We start from the raw sequence: 20,939 nt of genomic DNA, 5'->3' as shown, positions 1-20,939 counted from the left end.
AAAAATCGCTGCATCAGAGGCTGACTGCCATGGCCGCACCTGCCCCGCCGCTGTCCCACGACGCGATCGTCCAGACGTCCTGGCAACGTTGCCGCGCGTTCGGTCTCGACCACCAAAGCACGCCAGCCTTCGATCAACTGCCTGCCGCTGGCATTGCGCAGCTGCTCGACAGCCATCATTCGCTGGTGCAGACCACGCACCAGGAAGTCCTGCCCTACTACGAAAACATCCTGAGCAATTCCAACTGTCTGATCATGCTCGCCGACAATCAGGGCCAGGTGCTGACCTCGTGGGGCACGCAACGTTTTATCGAACCGAATCTGGCGCGGGGCTTTCAGGCTGGTGCGAGTTGGGTGGAGCGGACCAGCGGCACCAACGCGATCGGCACGGCGCTGGCGTGTGAACAAGCGGTGCACATCGAACACGATGAACACTTTTTGAAAGCCAACCGTTTCATGACCGGTTCCGCCGCGCCGATTTTCGACGCCGAGCGCAAGGTCATTGCCGTGCTTGATGTGTCCAGCGACAGCTATCTGCCGCCCTCGCACACTTTGGGCATGGTCAAGATGATGAGCCAGACCGTGGAGAACCGGCTGATCCTCAACCTATTTCATGGCCAGCATTTTCAACTGACCTTCAACACCGGGTTGAACAACCTCGACAGTCAGTGGGCCGGGTTGTTGATCTTTGATGAGAGCGGACAAGTGCTGTCGGCCAATCGCCGCGCCGACAATCTGCTCGGCGTGCGTTTGTCGCGGGTCAGTGTCGAGAGCCTGTTCAAGGTGTCGCTGCTGGAGTTGATCAATCAGCCGGACGGGTTGCCGTTTGCCTTGCAGACTTCCGGGCGTAACCGTTTTCAGTGTTTGTTGAAGCGGCCGAAACAGGCGTCGGTTCAACCGCGCGTTTTTGCTGCTGAGGCCAAAACTGCCGCGTCCACCGCCATCAGTCTCAACACCCTGCACTTCGGCGACGCTCGCGTGGAAAAAGCCGTGCGGCAGGCTGAGCGTTTGCTGGAGAAAGACATTCCGCTGCTGATCCATGGCGAAACCGGGGTCGGCAAGGAAGTCTTCGTCAAAGCCCTGCACCAGGCCAGCTCGCGTAGCAAACAGGCGTTCATTGCCGTTAACTGCGCAGCGATCCCCGCCGAACTGGTCGAGTCCGAGTTATTCGGCTACGAGAAAGGCGCGTTCACCGGCGCCAATCAGAAAGGCAGCATCGGGCTGATTCGCAAGGCGGATAAAGGCACGCTGTTCCTTGATGAAATTGGCGATATGCCGTTGCCGACGCAGGCGCGGTTGTTGCGGGTGTTGCAGGAGCGCTGCGTGCAACCGGTGGGCAGCAGCGAGTTGTTTGCGGTGGATTTGCGGATTATCTCGGCGACCAACCGATCTTTACGCGAACAAGTGCAGTTGGGACGGTTTAGGGAGGATTTGTATTACCGCATTGGTGGGCTGACGCTGGAGCTACCGCCGCTGCGGGAGCGCAATGATAAGGAGGCGCTGTTTAAACGACTGTGGGAGCAGCATCGTGAGCCGACGCAATGGGCGGGGTTGAGCCAGGAAGTGCTGGAGCTGTTCAGTCGTCATCCGTGGCCGGGGAATTTGCGTCAGGTCAGTAGCGTGATGCAGGTGGCGTTGGCGATGGCTGAGGAACAGCCGGTGAGGCTGGAGCATTTGCCGGATGATTTTTTTGTTGATCTGGAGATGGAGCCAGTGGAGAGCGCGGCGCCGTTGGCGGTTGATTTGAATGATGTGGAGGCGTTGAACCGGGAGTTGAAGGCTTCCGGGGGGAATATTTCGCATTTGGCGCGACGACTTGGAGTTAGCCGCAACACCCTTTACAAGCGGTTGCGTCAGATTGAAGGTTGAGTGAATCCCGTTCCCCTCACCCCAGCCCTCTCCCCCAGGAGAGGGAGCCGACCGAGCTGTCTGTCGGGTTACACCGACCTGAAAAAACCAGTCGATTATGGATTCAAAGCAGCACGTTCAGGTCGGTGTATCTCGTGAACATCCCCATTCAGTCCCCTCTCCTGGAGGGAGAGGGAGCCGACCGAGGTGTCTGGTGCTGGACATCGACCTGAAACATCGTGGCGATTATGGATTCAAAGCAGCACGTTCAGGTCGGTGTATCTCCTGAACATCCCCCAATCAGTCCCCTCTCCTGGGGGAGAGGGCTAGGGTGAGGGCGAAAATTCCGGCTCAACATGCGCAACCGAAGCCGCCTCCAATGTGCGCAGCCCCACCAGTACAACAACCACCATCATTATCCCAGCGCCAATGGCCACACCAAACCCCGCTCGCGCGCCCCACGCATCAATCACCAACCCCGCCAGCATGCCGCCCAGCGCAACGCCAATGCTGATACCGGTGGTCATCCACGTCAGCCCTTCAGTAATCCTCGACGGCGGGATGATGATTGTCCCCAGCTTCATGACCACGACCATCGTTGGCGCAAACGAAATCCCGGCAATAAACAGCGTCGCTGACAGAACATAAACGTCAGCTGCAAAAATCGGCAACACGCCGGTGAACGCCGTGACCAATATCCCGATCAGAAACTGTTTTTCGATCGCCAGCGAAACCCTCATCGCACCGAATGTCAGTCCCGCGACCAGTGAGCCAAACGCATAGGCGGCGAGGATGAAAGTCGCCGACGCTGGCCAGCCTTGCGCATTGGCGAAAGCCACGACGGCGACATCGATTGCTCCGCCAATGACCCCCATCGCCAACAACGCGAGGACAATGGTGCGCACGCCGGGGATCAGCAAGGTCGAGCCACTATGGCTGGCGTGGCCGACGACAACCTTGGGTTCAGTCTGGCGCTGCAGGAGAAATGCCGTGACCCCGACAGCCAACAGCCCGACCGCAACAAGGGGCCCGGCTTCGGCGAAAAAACTCACGCTCAAACCGATCGCCAGTGGCGGGCCGACGATGTAGGCCATTTCGGTGAGGACCGTGTCCAGCGAGAACGCCGTGTGCAGTTGCGGCTTGCCCCGGAACAACTGCGTCCATCGTGCGCGGATCATCGACGGCATGCTCGGCATCGTCCCCGCCAGTGCGGCCAGAACAAATAGCAGTGGGGCAGGTGCGCGCATGTAAACCGCAAGGATCAGGGCCAGCAACATGGCAATGCTGAACGCCGTGACGACGGGCAGCACGCGGCTCTGGCCATGTTGATCGACCAGTCTCGAGATGTACGGGCCGAGCAGTGCATTGGCCAAGGTGAACGTCCCGGCGACGGTGCCGGCCAGCCAGTAAACCCCGGTTTGCTGCACCAGCATGGTGATGATGCCGATGCCGATCATTGCCTGTGGCAAGCGGGCGATAGAACTCGCGAGCACTAGCCCGGTGGCGCCGGGGGTGGTTAGCAGCTCGCGATAGTGATTGGCCATGATGTTTCCCTTACATGATCGTCACCGCTCAGCATCCGGCTGAACGCGTTGCCGACATCAAGACCTACGCGAACTTCAAAAGCAACCCTCACCCCAGCCCTCTCCCAGAGGGAGAGGGAGCCGATCGTGGTGTCTGGTGTTGTACATCGACCTGAAAGACCGAGTCGATTATGGATTTAGTACGGAGCATTGAGGTCGGTGGATCTCCTTGAGACCATTCCCCTCACCCCAGCCCTCTCCCGGAGGGAGAGGGAGCTGACCGAGGTGTCTGGCGTTGTGCATCGACCTGAAAGACCGAGTCGATTATGGATTTAGTACGGAGCGTTGAGGTCGGTGGATCTCTTTGACACCGCCCCCCTCACCCCAGCCCTCTCCCAGAAGGAGAGGGAGCTGACCGAGGTGTCTGGCGTTGTACATCGTCCTGAAAAAAACAGTCGATTATGGATTCGAAGCAGGTACAAGTCGGTGGATCTCTTTGACGCCATTCCCCTCACCCCAGCCCTCTCCCGGAGGGAGAGGGCTGGGGTGAGGTGTCTGGCGTTGTGCATCGACCTGAAAGACTGTGTCGATTATGGATTCGGAGAAAAACTTTCAAGTCGGCGTATCTTTTGAGCATCCCCCATTCAGTCCCCTCTCCCTCTGGGAGAGGGCTAGGGTGAGGGGCTTTTCCAGCGTCCAAACAAAAACCCGCACAAGGCGGGTTTTGTTTTGAAGCCAAACACAGCTATCAGTCAGCCAGACGCCAGGTAGTCCCACCCTTACCGTCTTCCAACACAACGCCCATCGCCGTCAGCTGATCACGAATACGGTCCGACTCAGCCCAATCCTTACCCGCACGTGCCGCCAGACGCGCGGCAATCAGCGCATCAACCTCAGCCGCATCGACACGCCCTTCAGCGCCCGCCTGCAGGAAGTCATCCGCCTCCAGCTGCAACACACCCAGCACGCTAGCCAACTCTTTCAGACGTGCCGCCAGACCTGCCGCTGCATCGAGATCGCTCTCGCGCAGACGGTTGATCTCACGCACCATCTCGAACAGCACCGCGCAAGCTTCCGGCGTGCCGAAGTCGTCGTTCATCACCGTGGTGAAACGCTCGACGAAGGCTTCGCCGCCAGCCGGTGCGACGTTCGGCAGGCCTTTCAACGCGTGGTAGAAACGCTCCAGCGCGCCTTTGGCGTCCTTGAGGTTGTCTTCCGAGTAGTTGATCGCGCTGCGGTAGTGGCTCGACACCAACAGGTAGCGCACGACTTCCGGGTGGTACTTTTCCAGCACGTCGCGGATGGTGAAGAAGTTGTTCAAGGACTTGGACATCTTCTCGCCATTGATACGAATCATGCCGCAATGCATCCACGCGTTGGCGTAGGTCTTGCCGGTGGCCGCTTCGCTCTGGGCGATTTCGTTTTCGTGGTGCGGGAACTCGAGGTCGCTGCCGCCGCCATGAATGTCGAAGGTTTCGCCGAGGCAGCAGGTGGACATCACCGAGCACTCGATGTGCCAGCCCGGACGCCCGGCGCCCCATGGCGATTCCCAGCTCGGCTCGCCCGGTTTGGCGGCTTTCCACAGCACGAAGTCCAGCGGGTCCTGTTTCGACTCGTCGACTTCGATGCGCGCGCCGATGCGCAGGTCTTCGATTTTCTTGCGCGACAGTTTGCCGTAGCCCATGAACTTGGCGACGCGGTAGTACACGTCACCGTTGCCCGGGGCGTAGGCGTAACCCTTGTCGATCAAGGTCTGGATCATCGCGTGCATGCCCGGAATGTGATCCGTGGCGCGCGGTTCCATGTCCGGCTTCTTGATGTTCAGGCGCGCTTCGTCTTCATGCATCGCGGCGATCATGCGCTCGGTCAACGCTTCGAACGATTCACCGTTCTCGTTGGCGCGGTTGATGATCTTGTCGTCGATGTCGGTGATGTTGCGCACGTAGGTCAGGTCGTAACCGCTGAACCGCAACCAGCGGGTCACCAGGTCGAACGCGACCATGCTGCGGCCGTGGCCAAGGTGGCAGTAGTCGTACACGGTCATCCCGCAGACGTACATGCGCACCTTGTTGCCATCCAGCGGCTTGAAGACTTCTTTGCTCTTGGTGAGCGTGTTGTAGATCGTTAGCACGTTATTTCCCTTGACGCTGAATCACTGGCCCCACGAATCACGCAGGGTCACGGTACGGTTGAATACCGGCTGACCTGGTTTCGAGTCCTTCAAATCCGCAACGAAGTAACCTTCGCGCTCGAACTGGAAACGGTCTTCCGGCTGTGCATTGCCAAGCGATGGCTCAGCACGACAACCGGTGAGTACCTGCAGCGAATCAGGGTTGATGTTGTCGAGGAAACTCGCGCTGTCTTCGGCCTTCTCAGGGTTGGCCGAACGGAACAGACGATCGTACAGACGCACTTCGCACTCGACGCTGGCGGCAGCCGGCACCCAGTGGATCACGCCTTTGACCTTGCGGCCTTCCGGGTTCTTGCCGAGGGTTTCCGGATCGTACGAGCAACGCAGTTCGACGATGTTGCCATCGGCGTCCTTGATTGCTTCGTCGGCACGGATCACGTAGCTGCCGCGCAGACGCACTTCACCGGCCGGCTCCAGGCGCTTGTAGCCCTTTGGCGGCTCTTCCATGAAGTCGTCACGGTCGATGTAGATTTCCCGAGCGAATGGCAGTGCGCGCAGGCCCATGTCTTCTTTCGGGTGGCGCGGCAGTTCGAGGTTCTCGACCTGGCCTTCCGGGTAGTTGGTGATCACGACTTTCAGCGGACGCAGCACGCACATGGCACGCGGCGCGGTGTGGTCGAGGTCGTCACGGATGCTGAATTCGAGCATGCCGAAGTCGACCACGCCGTCGGAACGGTTGGTGCCGATCATTTCGCAGAAGTTGCGGATCGATTTCGGCGTGTAGCCACGGCGGCGGAAGCCCGACAGCGTGGACATGCGCGGATCGTCCCAGCCATTGACGTGCTTTTCATCGACCAGTTGCTTGAGCTTGCGCTTGCTGGTGATGGTGTAGTTGAGGTTCAGACGGCTGAACTCGTACTGACGCGGGTGCGCCGGCACTGGCAACGCGTCGAGGAACCACTCGTACAGCGGACGATGGCTTTCGAACTCGAGGGTGCAGATCGAGTGGGTGATGCCTTCGATGGCGTCCGACTGACCGTGGGTGAAGTCGTAGTTCGGGTAGATGCACCACTTGTCGCCGGTCTGGTGGTGATGGGCGTGGCGGATGCGATACATGATCGGGTCGCGCAGGTTCATGTTCGGCGAAGCCATGTCGATTTTGGCACGCAGCACGCGGGCGCCATCGGCGAACTCACCGGCGCGCATGCGCGCAAACCAGTCAAGGTTCTCTTCAATGGAACGGTCGCGGAACGGGCTGTTCTTGCCCGGCTCGGTCAGGCTGCCACGGTATTCCTTGGCCTGCTCCGGGGTCAGGTCGTCGACGTAGGCCTTACCGGCCTTGATCAGCTCGACGGCCCAGTCGTGCAACTGGTCGAAATACTGCGAGGCGTAGCGCACTTCGCCGGACCATTCGAAGCCCAGCCATTTGACGTCGCTTTCGATCGCGTCGATGTATTCCTGGTCTTCCTTGGCCGGGTTGGTGTCGTCGAAACGCAAGTGCGTGACGCCGCCGAACTCCTGGGCCAGGCCGAAGTTCACGCAGATCGACTTGGCGTGGCCGATGTGCAGGTAGCCGTTGGGCTCAGGCGGGAAACGGGTGACGATCTGGGTGTGCTTGCCCGAGTCCAGGTCTGCCTGGATGATCGGCCGCAGGAAATTGACCGGCACGGCAGGGCCGGACTTGGCATTCGAGGTAGGGTCGACAGTGGGCTTGCTCATAGGATCCTTGACTTACATGTGCGCGGCCGCAGAGGGGGCCAGACAAAACAAAGCCGCTATCATAGCCGATGCTGTCAAGGGGCTGACAGAGCAGGCCCTATAAAGGTGTGCTTTTTATCGCCGGGAATTGAAAAACAGCCTCGAAATTCGCGCCTGTCACGCTAAACTGCGCACCTTGGCCCACGCTGGCTGAACCGGTTTGGGGGCTCGATGTCTCAAAACCACGAATTCCTCTAAAGAGTAGCGATCATGACTCAAGTTAAATTGACCACCAATCATGGCGACATCGTCATCGAACTGAACGCTGAAAAGGCGCCGATCACCGTCGCCAACTTCATCGAGTACGTCAACGCCGGTCACTACGAAAACACCGTTTTCCACCGCGTCATCGGTAACTTCATGATCCAGGGCGGCGGTTTCGAGCCAGGCATGAAGGAAAAGAAAGACAAGCGTCCAAGCATCCAGAACGAAGCTGACAACGGTCTTTCCAACGAGAAATACACCGTTGCCATGGCCCGCACCATGGAGCCGCATTCGGCGTCCGCGCAGTTCTTCATCAACGTTGCCGACAACACTTTCCTCAACCACAGCGGCAAGAACGTGCAAGGCTGGGGCTACGCAGTATTCGGTAAAGTGACCGCTGGCACCGACGTTGTCGACAAGATCAAAGGTGTGTCGACCACTTCCAAGTCCGGCCACCAGGACGTACCAGCAGACGACGTGATCATCGAGAAAGCCGAGATCATCGAAGCGTGATATTGCTGATTTCAGACTTGCATCTGGAAGAGGAGCGCCCGGACATTACCCGGGCGTTTCTGGATTTGCTCGCTGGACGCGCCCGCTCGGCGAGTGCGTTGTACATTCTCGGCGACTTCTTCGAAGCGTGGATTGGCGACGACGCCATGACACCCTTCCAGCGTTCCATCTGCCAAGCCCTGCGCGAACTCAGCGACAGCGGCACGGCGATTTTTCTGATGCACGGCAATCGCGACTTCATGCTCGGCAAGGCCTTCTGCAAGCAGGCCGGCTGTACGTTGTTGAAGGATCCGAGTGTCGTGCAGTTTTACGGCGAGCCGGTGCTGTTGATGCACGGCGACAGCCTCTGCACCCGCGACGTCGGCTACATGAAGCTGCGGCGTTATCTGCGTAACCCGATCACGCTGTTTATCCTGCGCAATCTGCCGTTGAGCAGCCGTCATAAGCTGGCGCGCAAACTGCGCAGCGAGAGCAAGGCGCAGACGCGGATGAAGGCCAATGACATCGTTGATGTCACGCCGGAAGAGATTCCGCGGATCATGCAGGCGTTTGGCGTGAAAACCCTGATTCACGGCCACACCCACCGCCCGGCGATTCACAAGTTGCAGCTCGGTGAGCAAGCGGCGAAGCGCATTGTGCTGGGGGATTGGGATCGGCAGGGTTGGACGTTGCAGGTGGATGAGAGCGGGTATGCCTTGGCGCCGTTCGACTTCGCCCCGCCGCTGGCTTTGCCGCACGGCTGAAGATCGCCACCCCCTCACCCCAGCCCTCTCCCCCAGGGGGGCGAGGGGGAAAGGGAGCCGATCTCTGTGCTTTTCAAAACCGAGTTCGACTGAAGTCAGACAGTCCCCTCTCCCCAACGGGGCGAAGGGCAAAGGGAGCTGATCTCTATGCTTTTCAAACCTGAGTTCGGCTCGGTATTGCAAGTCGGTGTACCTCGAACATCCACCACGGTCAGTCCCCTCTCCCTCCGGGAGAGGGTTAGGGTGAGGGGCTTTTGACCTCAGTGCCCGGAAGCAGCAGGCCCTGCCTTCGCGGCAAACGGTGGCTTAGCCAGCCACACAATCAGAATCAACCCCATAAACCCCCAGCCCAACAACGTGAAGTAATCCACGGTGGAGAGCATGTACGCCTGGCTCGTCAAAATCTGATCCATCTGCGCATAAGCCGATTGGCTCGCCCCACCCAAATGATTCAAGGTCTCGCGAGTCGCCGGCTCAAAGGTACTGATGCTCTCACTCATATACGCATGATGCTGATCCGCCCGGCGAATCCAGATCCAGGTGGTCAGCGACGCCGCAAAGCTACCGCCCAACGTCCGCAGGAAAGTCGCCAGACCGGCACCGTCGGCAATCTGACTCGGCGGCAGGTCCGACATCAGAATGCTCAAGGTCGGCATAAAGAACAGCGCCACACCAATGCCCATGAACAACTGCACCAGCGCGATGTGCTGGAAGTCGACCTCATTGGTGAATCCGGCGCGCATGAAGCAGCTCAAGCCAATCGCCAGAAACGCCAGCCCGGCCAGTAACCGCAGGTCGAACTTGTTCGCGTACTTGCCGACAAACGGCGACAGCAGCACCGGCAGAATGCCGATCGGCGCCACGGCCAGACCGGCCCAGGTCGCGGTGTAGCCCATCTGCGTCTGCAACCATTGCGGCAAGATCAGGTTGATACCGAAGAACCCGGCGTAACCCAGCACCAACACCAGCGTGCCGATGCGGAAGTTGCGGTACGCGAATAGCCGCAGATTCACCACCGGATGCTGGTCGGTCATTTCCCAGATAACGAACACCGCCAGCGCGATCACCGAAATCGCCGCGCCGATGATGATGAAGTTCGACTCGAACCAATCCAGGTCATTGCCCTTATCGAGGATCACCTGCAACGCGCCGACTCCAATGATCAGCGTGATCAGACCGACGTAATCCATCGGCTGACGGCTGGTTTCCACCGGACGTTTGGCCAGTTGCGAGCGCACCACCATCACCGCAAAGATGCCGATCGGCACGTTGATAAAGAAGATCCACGGCCAGCTGTAGCTGTCAGTAATCCAGCCACCAAGAATCGGCCCGGCAATCGGCGCAACCACCGTGACCATCGCCAGTAACGCCAGAGCCATGCCGCGCCTCGCGGGCGGATAAACCGCGATCAACAGGGTTTGTGTCATCGGGTACAGCGGCCCGGCGACCAGGCCTTGCAAGACGCGGAAGCCGATCAGTTCCGGCATCGACGTGGAGATACCGCAGAGAAACGAGGCCAGCACAAACAGAATGGTGGCCCAGAGAAACAGCTTCACCTCGCCGAAACGGCGGCTGAGCCAACCGGTCAGCGGCAGCGCAATCGCGTTGCTCACGGCGAACGAGGTGATCACCCAGGTGCCCTGCTCCGAACTCACCCCGAGGTTGCCGGATATGGTCGGCAACGCCACGTTGGCAATGGTGGTGTCGAGCACTTGCATGAACGTCGCCAGCGACAGGCCAATGGTGCTGAGCAACAGGCTGGGCGGCGTGAAAGAGGCGTTATTGCTCATTGTGAATCCTATGAAACCTGATGGTCGCCGCAGCCCTGTAGGAGTGAGCCTGCTCGCGATAGCGGTGTATCAGTCGAGGAAATTGGGTCTGACACACCACTATCGCGAGCAGGCTCACTCCTACAAAGTCAGTGCAGGTCAGCGTTGCGCGGTTTTGCTGACCGCAGCGCTGTTGTCGTGGATCAGCTGCGCAATCATCGCGTCGGCTTCGGCCAGTTGACGGTCGTAGACGCTGGTGCTGAACGACGCTTTCTGCGGTGGCTGCTGTGCGAGCACCGGGCCGCTCTGGTCGTGCAGGTTCACTTCAACATTGGTCGACAAACCAACACGCAGCGGATGCTTGGCCAGTTCTTCGGCGTTGATGTGAATGCGCACCGGCACACGCTGAACGATCTTGATCCAGTTACCGGTGGCGTTCTGCGCTGGCAGCAAGGCAAACGCGCTACCCGTACCGGCGCCGAGGCTGTCGACGGTGCCGCTGTATTTCACGTCGCTGCCGTAGATATCGGATTCGATATCGACCGGCTGACCGATGCGCATGTCACGCAGTTGGGTTTCCTTGAAGTTGGCGTCGATCCACAGTTGATCCAGCGGAATCACCGCCATCAACGCCGTGCCCGGCTGCACACGCTGGCCGAGTTGTACGGTGCGCTTGGCGACGTAACCGGTGACCGGCGCGATCAAAGTGCTACGAGCATTGGTCAGGTAAGCCTGACGCAGATCGGCAGCGGCCGACATCACGTCCGGATGCGACGAGACCACGGTGTCATCGACCAGCGCGCTGGTGGTTTTCAGCTGCTGCTTGGCGTTGGCCAGGGCGTTTTGCGCCGAGGTCAGGTCGTCACGAGCGTGGGACAGTTCTTCCTGGGAAATCGCCCCGCCCTGCGCGAGGTTTTTCCGCCGGTTGTAGTTGTCCTGGGCTTTCTGCACTTCGGCCTGTTGCGCGTTGACCTGGGCTTTCATGCCATCAACGTTGCTGTACAAGCCACGCACCTGACGCACGGTGCGCGCCAGTTTCGCCTGCGCACTTTGCAGGCCGACTTCAGCGTCGTTCGGGTCGAAGTTGATCAGCACCTGACCTTCGTGAACCAGATCACCATCGTCAGCGCCAATGCTGACCACGGTGCCGGTCACCAGCGGGGTGATTTCGACAACGTTACCGTTGACGTAGGCGTCGTCGGTGCTTTCGTTGAAGCGCCCGATGAACTCGTGATACGCCCAGACGCCGGCGCAGGCGAGTGCAACCACAACGGCCAGCACCAACAGCATGACTTTGCGCTTGCGCGGGTTGCCGGTGTCCGGGGTGTTGCCTTGAGCTTGGGTGTTTTCGGCAGTGGCCATGACAATTACCTTGAATTAGTTGTGCGGCGTGGCTGGGCTGGCGTTGGCTGCGGTCAGGGTTTGCCCCTGGAAGCCGCCGCCCAGCGCTTGCATCAGTTGAATCGACAGGTCGATCTGCTCGGCATTGAGGGTGGCCAGTTGACGCTGGGCCTGCAGCAATTGCTGCTCGATGCTGAGCACGTCCAGGTAGTTGCCGATGCCGGAACCGTAACGCTGGACCACGGTGTTGTAAGAATCCTGAGCAATGTCGGTGGCGTGTTGCTGCGCACCGATCTGCCGACCGATGTCACGCAACTGGTTGATCGTGTCGCTGACATCGCCGAGTGCTTTCACCAGACTTTTGTTGTACTGCGCCACCGCCAGATCGTAATCGGCGTCGCGCGCATCGAGGTTGGCGCGCAGGCGTCCGCCGTCGAAGATCGGCACCGAAATGGTCGGGGCAATATTGAAGAAGCGACTGGCCGAACCGAACATCGCGTCACCCAACAACGACTCGGCGCCGGCCGAGGCCGACAGGTTCAAGTTGGGATAGAAGCGGGTTTTCGCCGAGTCGATGTCTTTGCTCGCCGCTTCGACGCGCCAGCGCGCAGCGACCAGAATCCGGGCGTCGACCGAGCAATTCCGCTGGCAATACCGACGGCACGGCGACAGCGCTGGCTTGCAGGACTTTCGGTCGGGCGATTTCGTTGCCACGATCCGGGCCTTTGCCGAGCAGCACGGCCAAAGCGATTTTCGCGCTGTTCAGGCGTTTTTCCGCGTCGATCAGGCTGGCTTCGGAACTGGCTTCCAGACTTTGCGTTTGCTGGAACTGGTACTGGCTGTCGATCCCGGAACTCAGGCGACGCTGGCTCAAATCGAGCATCTGTTTGGTGCGCTTGAGGTCTTCGTTTGCGAGGTCATAAACGATGTGCGCCTGACCGAGATCGCTGTAGGCACGAGCGACGTCGGCAGCAAGCGTCAACTGCGCAGCCTGACGATCAACTTCTGCGGCGCGGGCCTGACCGAGTGCAGCTTCCCAGGCATCACGCTGGCCGCCCCAGAGGTCGAAGTTGTAATTGAACCCGGCGCTGACGTTACGCACGGTGGCGTAGGCATCGCCCCGCCCTCGCGGGTCCTGATCCTTGGCCAGACGCGAACGGCTGATGCCGGCGCTGGCGTCGAGGGTCGGATAGCGCTCGGCGTCGGCGGCATAGGCAGCGGCGCTGGCTTGATGCGCGCGGGCTTCAGCGATCTGCATGTCCGGGCTGTCGTGCAGGGCTTCGCGAATCAAGCCGTCGAGTTGCGGATCGCCGAGGCTGGTCCACCAGTCGCTCTTCGGCCAGGCGGCCGGCGACAGGGTCACGCCGTTGAGAGACTGGCCGACTTTCAGATTTTTCGCATCGAGGCTCGCGCCTGAAGTGTCGAGGCCGCTGTAGTTGGCGCAACCGGCGAGGATCATCGCCGACAGCACCAGCGTCAGGCTGCTGCGCAAGGTTTTACCGCTCATTGTGTTCACCTAAGCGCTGGATGGTGATCGGGTCACCGGCTGCCAGCAGGATTTTCTTGAGGATGTATTCCAGGGTCTTCAACTCGTCCGGAGTGACGGCGCCGGCCAGTTCATTCATCGCATCGGCGCCGATGTGCGGCAGGCGATCGGCCAGTTGCTGGCCTTGCTCGGTCAGCTTGAGTTGCACCTGACGGCGATCGCCTTCGCTGCGCTGGCGAGCCAGAAAGTCTTTCTGCTCCAGACGATCGAGCATGCGCGTCATCGAACCGCTGTCGAGCGACAGGTGCCGGCACAGCTCGGCCGGGGTATCGACGCCGAACTGGGCCATGATGATCAACACCTTGAACTGCGCGGCGGTGATGCCGTGGGGTTCCATGTGGGTGTCGATGATCCGGTCCTTGAGCAGCGCAGCACGGCCAAGCAACAAACCGAGATGGCAGTGTTTGAATTCGTCCGGGGTGAAATGCTTCATTTGCTCACCTAATAACTGCCTAGGCAGTGAATGTATGTCGAGATGTTACTGCCTAGGCAGCGAATGTCAACGCAATAGTTAGGTTGCTTTGCAATTAGTTGACCAATGGGCTGGGTTTTTGTGTTGCACAGGCGGACGCCATCGCGAGCAGGCTCACTCCTACAAGGGAACGCATTTCAAATGTAGGAGTGAGCCTGCTCGCGATTGGAGCGACTCGGTGTGAAGTCGGTCAGGAATCGTCGGAAGGATGTACAGGCGGCGGCTGCACTGGATGCACCGCACGCCCCCGCAACGCAGTGCCCACATACCCAAACGCCCGCTTGCTCACCGCATACATGCTGTGCCAGCCCGGCGGTGCCGGCTCGATTGCAGCATGCAACGCCCGCGCATAGTCGAGCACCAATCCGGGCGTCCACGCCATCGCCTCTGCCCGTTTGCGCACTTGCGCGGCAACCCAGAACTCGGGGCTGAAAATGACCCGGGCGAAATCCAGCATGCTCGAATGCCCCCGGTTCATCGCCCCTTCCAAGGCCGCTTCGAGGCTATGGGCGACAGCACTGGAACAATTGCGGCTGGTCAGGTTGTACGTGCTGTTCTGCCGATACTCCGTCCAGAACGCATGCAGGCGCCGGGCGTCATAGTGGGCAAAACTGACCTGCACCGAAGACGGACACCAGTCCGCCACCTCGCCGGCATAATCCGGCAGAAACCTGCCGGCAACATCGTTGTTCGGCGTCGCCCGCAGCAAGCGCACAAAATCCCCCGCCGAACGATCGATGTCGTCCTGTGGGTAATGGCTGATGTAAATGTCCGGGCCACATTCCAGTGCCGCGTGACCGGCGGAGATAACGCCATTGATGTCGACCGCCGCGATGTAGCGGTTGAGCAGCCGATTGCGCACCAGGGTGTCGTCGACGGTGCCGCTGGGGGTCCAGACGTGAATCACCAATGCGCCGCTGCTGGCCGGCGCACTGACTGACAAAGGGCTTGTCAGCGGCGGCTGGTGTTTGAAGCGCACGGCTTGCCGCAACAAGGCGCAACCGCTGAGAAAGAGGCTCATGCCAATGCAAAACGGCACCGTGCCCTTGTACAGCGTCGGATACGGCTCAAGGATAAACACACCAAAGCCGATTTCGAACAATCCCGCCAGCAGCGACACTTGCCAACCGACAAAGCGCACCACCAGCGCCGCCGCCAGCCGAAAACCGCCATCGAGCAAAAAAGCCCCGCCAAACAGCACCGCCAGAATCAGCCCGGCAGCATGTTGCCGGTCGACGATCAGCAGTCCCAGCAAGAGAAAAGCCAGTCCGCGCGCTCTGCGCAGGGCCGCAGCGGTCCCGGCTTGCGGTGCCGGCACCAGCAGCAGGATCAGCGCTTCGAGCAGCAACAGATAGCCGAAGAGATGCAGCGGAAAATACAGAACGCCGTCCAGCGCATCAATGAAGATGCCCACACCGGCCGCGCCCCAGACAATGCCCGTCAGCGCCAGCGCGGACCAACGCTTGCGGACAAATTCGTGACCGAGCAAGACCATACTCAAGCGGACCATTTGCGCCCCCGTTCTCTTCGGGTAGCCGCCAACCGCGCAGCTTTCCAGTGGCGGTGAGTCTAATCCATTCTGCAAAAGCCGGATCGCAGCGACGCGACCCGGCGATGGGAAACGCGCGTTAGAAATCGCGCTTGTAGAAGATATCCAGCGAACTCGCCACGCCACTCGCCGCCTCGACGTAAACCTTCTTGCTCAGCTTATAGCGCAGCGCAATGGTGCTGGCTGGTTCAAACACGCCCACGCCATAACGCAAACTGAGCTTCTCGGTAATATTGCCGCTGGCCACCACACTGGTGGCATCGCCGCTGCCTGCCGTGTCGAGCTGGAAGTCCTGAATACCCAGATCCTTGGCCAGGCTGCTGGTGACCCCGGAGCTGCCCATCAGACCCAGACCCAATGCCGCTTGCGCGAGCATGTTGTTGTCTTCGCCGTTGGTGCTCAGCGGACGACCGAGGACCAGATAGGACAACGCCTGCTCCTGGCTCATCGCCGGCTCGGAGAAGATCTGTGTGGTCGGCTGCTCGGCGCTGCCACTGAGGCGAATACCGGCGATCACGTCGTCAGTCTGGCGGATCGCTTCGATGTCCAGATACGGCTGATCGAGGGGGCCGGCGAACAACAGACGCGCCCGGCGCACTTGCAGGCGCTGGCCGTAGGCACTGTAGCGACCGTCGTTGAGCCACAGTTCGCCACGGGTGTCCATGTTGTCACCGATGTGCACATGACCTTGCACGTTGGCGGTAAGGCCGAAACCGGCGAAGGCCAGTTTGTCTTCGCCGACCACCACGTCGATGTCCATTTTCATCGCCATCGGTGGTTTGCCCTCTTCGGTCTGCGCACCGACGATGATCGTGTCATCGGAGACTTTCACCGTTGATGGTGGCAATTCGCGCACGGTGATTTCGCCGCGCGGCACCTGTACCTTACCGGCAATCGCCAACTCATCGCCGGCCATGGAAACCTTCAGATCCGGCGCGACTTCCAGCTTGGCGTACGGCTCGACCGTAACCGGCAATTGCGTGCCTTTGAGCGCCAGATCGACCACCAACGCCTGACCCCAGGCGACGTTACCGTTCAAGCTGCCCTGCCCGCTCTTGCCACTTTTCCAGCCGCCGTCGAGGCGTACCGATTCGCCGGCAATCAGCGCGGTGAGTTGCAGGTTCTGCAGTTCCATCGGCAACTCGGCGCCGGACACTTCACCGTCGCTGAGTTGCACGGTGCCGTTGACCAGCGGCGCGAGCAATCCACCGGAAATCGTGCCGCTGCCATTCAGGCGCCCGGTGAGTTTTTCAACCATCGGCACAAACGGCCGCGCCACCGACAGATCCAGTCCGCTGAGGCGGAACGAGCCGCTCAACGGTTTGTTTTTCGGCCGCGGATTGAGCTGTGCCTGCACCATCAACTCGCCGAGTTTGCCGCCGACGAAATTCAGCTCGGTGTCGACGCGTTTTGGCGTGAGTTTGCTGGTGAGTTTCAGGGTCTGGTACGGGAAGTCCAGCCACTGTTCCTTTTCCTTCATGCGCAAGGTGCCGCCACTGGCGTCGATGCTGACCACGCCGTTCGGGCCGCTGGCCGGCAGATCCAGTTGCAGATCGGCATTGAGCTTACCCTTCCAGGCGAAATCTTTTGGCAGCCATTGCGCGAGGCTTTCGATCGGGAACTGCTTGAGGTGGTAGCGCAGTTTCGGCTCCGGCATCAGGCGCTGATCTTCACCGCACAGGCTGGCGTCGCCGGACATCCAGCAATGAGCGCCAAAGTTGATTTTGCCGTCTGCCAGACGTTCGAGCTTGGCCGGGCTTTGCAGTTTCCAATCCTGGCCACCCGCCTGAATATCGCCACTGGCCAGACGACCACGCCAGTTGCCCTTGTCCAGATTGCCATCCAGACCGAGGGCTAGTTTCAGCTTCGGCCCGATCAGGTCGAGGTTGAGTTTCTGGTTCTTGATGTCGCCTTGGGCGCTGGCGGTCAACACACCCAGATTGGTGTCGCCGGCCTGAATGCCGCTGCCTTTCAGATCGATCTTTGCCCGCTGCGCACTGTCGAGGGTGGCGTCGAGGTTGAGGCTTTGCAGGCGATTGTCCTGGAAGGCCAGTTGCGAACCTTGCAGGTCGAGTTTGCCCTGCGGTGCTTTCAACGTGCCGGCGACATTGACCTGCCCGTTGATCTGCCCGCGCAGTTGCGGCCAGAGCTGAGCCAGACGCGACAGCTTGATATCAATCTGCCCGGTGAGTTTCTGTTGCAGACTGCCCTTGCCGCTGATGCTGTTATCGCCGAGACGGATTTGCAGGGCATTCAGATTCCACTGTTCGCCAGCGCCATCAGCCTTGGCCTGGAGGATCGCCGGTTGCCCACGCAATTTGCCTTTCAAGTCGAGGTCGGCGGTGAGGCTCAGGCGTTCGTTTTTCATTTCGCCTTGGCTTTTCAGCGGTCCAGCTAACGTGCCCGGCAATTCGGCGACCCAGTACGCCGGGTTGAGCGCCGACAGCTCCAGCGCGGTGTCCCAGGCGATACCGTCGGCGAACTGCACATTCACATGGCCTTCAGCCTTGCCCTGCCCGGCTTCCATTTTCAGTTGCGGCAAGGCGATCTGTTTCAGGCTGCCGCTGAACGGACTGCTCAGGGTAAACGCGCCGGCCGGACCATCCAGAGCGGCGGCGAAGTTGCCGAGGTATTGACCATCGGTGTAGGAGACTTCGCCCGTGAAGGTGCGCAAAGCGACCTCAGGTTCGTCGATTTCGTTGTAGAGCCGATGCCACGGAAAGTCCTGCCAGTTGATGTTGGCTTGGGCGCTGAGGCCTTTACTCCAGTCGACGCTACCGGTGAGTTTCAGGCTTTGTTTGTCGTTGGCTGTCAGATCAAGGCCGGCGATCTGCGCGCCGCTGGCGTCGACTTTGCCTTTGAGCAGCAGCGCCACTGGGCCTTTGTCGGCGGGCAGCGTGGCGTTGCCGTTGAGCTGGTAACCGTTTTTCAGGTCGCCTTCACCCGTCAACAGCAATTGATTGAGTTGCAGGGTGTCCGGCAAATCGGCGCTTGGCTTGAACGCGTCGCTAGTGATGCGCACCTTGGCCGGGAGGTTTTCCGCCAGTGGCTGCAACTCGCCGCTCAACTGGCCGTCAAGGTAACCACGGCTGTCGGCATGCAGGTTGAGGGTTTTCAACAGGTCGCCGTCAATCTTCAACGCCAGCGTCCACGGCCCAGTGCCCGGGGATGGGAGGGTCAGGTCACCGGCGATGTTCAACGGCCAGTTGCCGCTCGGTTCAAGTGTGCCGGACAGGTTCAGGCTGAGGTCATCACGCTGCAATTTGATGCTTTCAATCTGCATGCCCTGAGCGGTCCAGTGCGCCGCCAGTTGCAAGCCTTTGAGCTGTTCGCTGCCGTTGAACAGCAGGCTGCCGACCTGCACGTCGCCCAGTTCGATGGCCACCGGCAATTGCAGATCCGGCAGTTTGATCGGACCGCTCTCGGTCGTCTCTTCGCTCGGCGGAAATTGCAGAATGACCTGATCAGCCTTGAGCTGTTCGATGCACAAGGTCATGCGCGTCAGGCACAGCGGCGACCAAGCGAAGATCGCCTGGTTCAGCTCGACGCGGCTGCTGTCTTGCTGCCACAGCAGATGATCGGCGCTCCACTGCCCGCCGAGGCGACCATGGAAATTTTCTACCGTCAGGCCCGGCACGAGGCCCAGCACCCAGCGGCTGCCGGCCGCCGTGCCGAGTACGACGGTGACACTCAATACAACCAACAACAGCAGCGCCAACAACGCCAGCGCCGTAATTTTCAAACCACGCTTCACAGCTCAGGCCCCATGGAAAAGTGCAGCCGGATGCCGCCATCGTCGTCGAGTGCGTGGGCCAGATCGAGGCGGATCGGCCCGACCGGCGAAACCCAGCGCACACCAATACCGACCCCGGTCTTGAGGTTCGGCAGTTCGAGTTTGTTGAAAGAGTTGCCTTGGTCGACGAAGGTCGCCACGCGCCATTTCTCGGCGATCGAGTATTGATACTCGACGCTACCGGCGACCATGTAGCGGCCACCGATGCGATCACCGTCGGAGTTTTTCGGCGACAGGCTCTGATAGTCGTAACCACGCACGCTCTGATCGCCACCGGCGAAGAAGCGCAGCGACGGCGGCACCGAGTTGTAGCCATTGGTGGCGCTGCCGCCGACCTGCACGCGACCGAGGAAACGGTGTTTGTCGAATACGGTGGTCAGGCCTTTGACCAGCGCGGTGCCATATAAAAGGTTGTTGTCCGAGCCGAGGCCTTCCTTCGCCACCTTGCTTTCGAAGCTCAGGCGATAGCCGTTGTGCGGGTCGATGCGGTTGTCGCTTTTCAGGTACGAGTAACTGATGCCGGGCATCAGCAAGGTACTCAGGCCGGAGTCATCGCCGAGTTCATATTCTTCGCGCTGCCATTTCAGCGAAATCACCCGCTGCCAGCCGCTCGGTAATTTGCTGTGCCATTCCGGGCCGAAAGTCAGCAGTTTGCTCAGGGTATCGGAGCCGTCGATGTCTTCGAATTGATAGCCGCCGGCCCAACGCAGTTTGTCGGTCAGCGGCGGGTCGAGCGGGATGTCGTAGAACAGCCCGACGTTTTGCCGCGGCGCCGACAGTTCGGCTTCCCAGCCATAACTGTCGCCCTGCGGGTTGACCCAATGGCGGGTCCAGTTGGCTTTGATGCGCGGGCCGACGTCGGTCGAATAACCGAGACCCAGGCCCATGGTGCGCGGCTTGCGCGTGTCGAGTTTGACGTCGACCGGGATCACGTCGTTCTTCGCGGTGGTCGGTGCGGCATCGACACGCACGCCTTCGAAATAGCCGCTCGATTGCAGATCGCGGTTGAGTTCGGCGATCAGCTCGGAGTCGTACGGCTCGCCTTCCTTGAACGGCACCATGCGTTGCAGCAGGTCTTCGTCGAACGGTGTGTCGCCTTCGAATTTGACTTTGCCCAGCGCATAACGCGGGCCGCTTTCGTAGATCAGTTCGATGTCGGCGACACCGGCGCGCGGGTCGACCATGAGTTTTTGGCTAGTAAAGTGGCCACTGAAAAAACCGAAGCGCGAGGCCTGATTCTGAATAAGTCTTTTGGCGTCTTCGTAACGGCCATGGTTGAGCACCGCGCCGGATTTGAGCGCGTCGCTTTTCGGGACTCGAAAGGATTTGAGGGAGGCCGCCGGGCCGTCGACACGGAGGGTGACGTTGCGCAGGTGAATCGGCTCGCCAGGATCGATCTTCAACACCAGGCGCGGCTTGTCGCCGCCCTTAACGTCACTTTCGATCTGCGGCTGGTAGTAGCCCAACGCCTGAGCCGCTTTGCGCGCCTGCTCTTCGGCACCGCGACTGAAGCGTTGCAGGGCTTCTTCGTCACGGTCGCCGAGGCTGCCGATATAGCCTTCTATATTGGCTTTAAGTTCGTCGTTGGACGGTTTGATCCGCACGTCCAATTCACTTTGCGCCAGCGCCGCACAGCTGGTTAACAGCATGAGCACGCCACTGGTAAATCTTCCTGGAAACTTCATAGGCGCGGATGCTATCACGGGCTTGGGAGCGTGATAGAACAGGAAATTTCCCAAGAAGTTCGATT

12 protein-coding genes and 1 pseudogene are annotated in these 20,939 nt (G+C 60.1%); 3 read left to right on the top strand and 10 right to left on the bottom strand.

The genetic code is table 11. The features are described 5' to 3' along the window. Nucleotides 1-29 precede the first annotated feature (29 nt). Nucleotides 30-1,868, top strand: a complete 1,839-nt coding sequence (locus KBP52_RS29250; RefSeq protein ID WP_212621540.1) for a sigma-54-dependent Fis family transcriptional regulator — start codon at nt 30-32, stop codon at nt 1,866-1,868. A 305-nt stretch (nt 1,869-2,173) separates the two neighbouring features. Here KBP52_RS29250 and KBP52_RS29245 read toward each other — a convergent pair whose 3' ends face one another. The 3 genes from KBP52_RS29245 to KBP52_RS29235 all read right to left on the bottom strand — a co-directional run bounded on the left by KBP52_RS29245 (nt 2,174) and on the right by KBP52_RS29235 (nt 7,220). Continuing rightward, nucleotides 2,174-3,391, bottom strand: coding sequence for an MFS transporter (locus KBP52_RS29245; RefSeq protein ID WP_212621539.1), 1,218 nt, complete (start codon nt 3,389-3,391; stop codon nt 2,174-2,176). A gap of 727 nt (nt 3,392-4,118) precedes the next feature. Next, nucleotides 4,119-5,501, bottom strand: a complete 1,383-nt coding sequence (gene cysS, locus KBP52_RS29240) for a cysteine--tRNA ligase (protein WP_077573639.1) — start codon at nt 5,499-5,501, stop codon at nt 4,119-4,121. Between the two features lie 21 nt (nt 5,502-5,522). Next, nucleotides 5,523-7,220 (bottom strand): glutamine--tRNA ligase/YqeY domain fusion protein, encoded by a 1,698-nt coding sequence (locus KBP52_RS29235; protein ID WP_212621538.1) that lies wholly within the window; start codon nt 7,218-7,220, stop codon nt 5,523-5,525. Between the two features lie 249 nt (nt 7,221-7,469). Here KBP52_RS29235 and KBP52_RS29230 point away from each other — a divergent pair, with 249 nt between their 5' ends. After that, a complete protein-coding gene (locus tag KBP52_RS29230; protein ID WP_016986556.1) occupies nt 7,470-7,976 on the top strand; it encodes a peptidylprolyl isomerase in 507 nt (168 codons plus the stop codon). After that, on the top strand, nt 7,973-8,719 hold the full coding sequence (gene lpxH / locus KBP52_RS29225) for a UDP-2,3-diacylglucosamine diphosphatase (RefSeq protein WP_212621537.1): 747 nt from the start codon (nt 7,973-7,975) through the stop codon (nt 8,717-8,719). The genes KBP52_RS29230 and lpxH overlap by 4 nt, the downstream gene beginning before the upstream one ends. A 260-nt stretch (nt 8,720-8,979) precedes the next feature. Here the strand turns inward: lpxH and KBP52_RS29220 are convergent, their stop codons facing one another. The 7 genes and pseudogenes from KBP52_RS29220 to KBP52_RS29190 all read right to left on the bottom strand — a co-directional run bounded on the left by KBP52_RS29220 (nt 8,980) and on the right by KBP52_RS29190 (nt 20,874). Continuing rightward, nucleotides 8,980-10,509: a DHA2 family efflux MFS transporter permease subunit gene (locus KBP52_RS29220; protein WP_016986555.1), complete on the bottom strand. Its 1,530-nt coding sequence runs from the start codon at nt 10,507-10,509 to the stop codon at nt 8,980-8,982. Nucleotides 10,510-10,647: 138 nt separating this feature from the next. Continuing rightward, nucleotides 10,648-11,850, bottom strand: a complete 1,203-nt coding sequence (locus tag KBP52_RS29215; RefSeq protein WP_212621536.1) for an HlyD family efflux transporter periplasmic adaptor subunit — start codon at nt 11,848-11,850, stop codon at nt 10,648-10,650. Between the two features lie 15 nt (nt 11,851-11,865). Next, nucleotides 11,866-13,336: pseudogene (locus KBP52_RS29210) on the bottom strand (efflux transporter outer membrane subunit). Continuing rightward, on the bottom strand, nt 13,326-13,808 hold the full coding sequence (locus KBP52_RS29205) for a MarR family transcriptional regulator (protein ID WP_034154732.1): 483 nt from the start codon (nt 13,806-13,808) through the stop codon (nt 13,326-13,328). The pseudogene KBP52_RS29210 and the gene KBP52_RS29205 overlap by 11 nt, the downstream one beginning before the upstream one ends. A gap of 229 nt (nt 13,809-14,037) precedes the next feature. Then, nucleotides 14,038-15,357 carry a hypothetical protein gene (locus tag KBP52_RS29200; RefSeq protein WP_212621535.1) on the bottom strand — a complete coding sequence of 440 codons (1,320 nt, stop codon included), beginning with the start codon at nt 15,355-15,357 and terminating at the stop codon, nt 14,038-14,040. Between the two features lie 118 nt (nt 15,358-15,475). Further along, nucleotides 15,476-19,150, bottom strand: a complete 3,675-nt coding sequence (locus KBP52_RS29195; RefSeq protein ID WP_212621534.1) for a translocation/assembly module TamB domain-containing protein — start codon at nt 19,148-19,150, stop codon at nt 15,476-15,478. Next, the gene (locus KBP52_RS29190; protein WP_077573645.1) at nt 19,147-20,874 is read right to left on the bottom strand and encodes an autotransporter assembly complex family protein; all 1,728 of its coding nucleotides are present in this window, start codon (nt 20,872-20,874) and stop codon (nt 19,147-19,149) included. The genes KBP52_RS29195 and KBP52_RS29190 overlap by 4 nt, the downstream gene beginning before the upstream one ends. Nucleotides 20,875-20,939 lie beyond the last annotated feature (65 nt).

This window comes from Pseudomonas sp. SCA2728.1_7 (assembly GCF_018138145.1).
Taxonomy (GTDB): Bacteria; Pseudomonadota; Gammaproteobacteria; order Pseudomonadales; family Pseudomonadaceae; genus Aquipseudomonas; species Aquipseudomonas koreensis_A.
The sequence above is the reverse complement of the archived record's forward strand: the minus strand, read 5'-3'. Positions and strand labels throughout refer to the sequence as shown.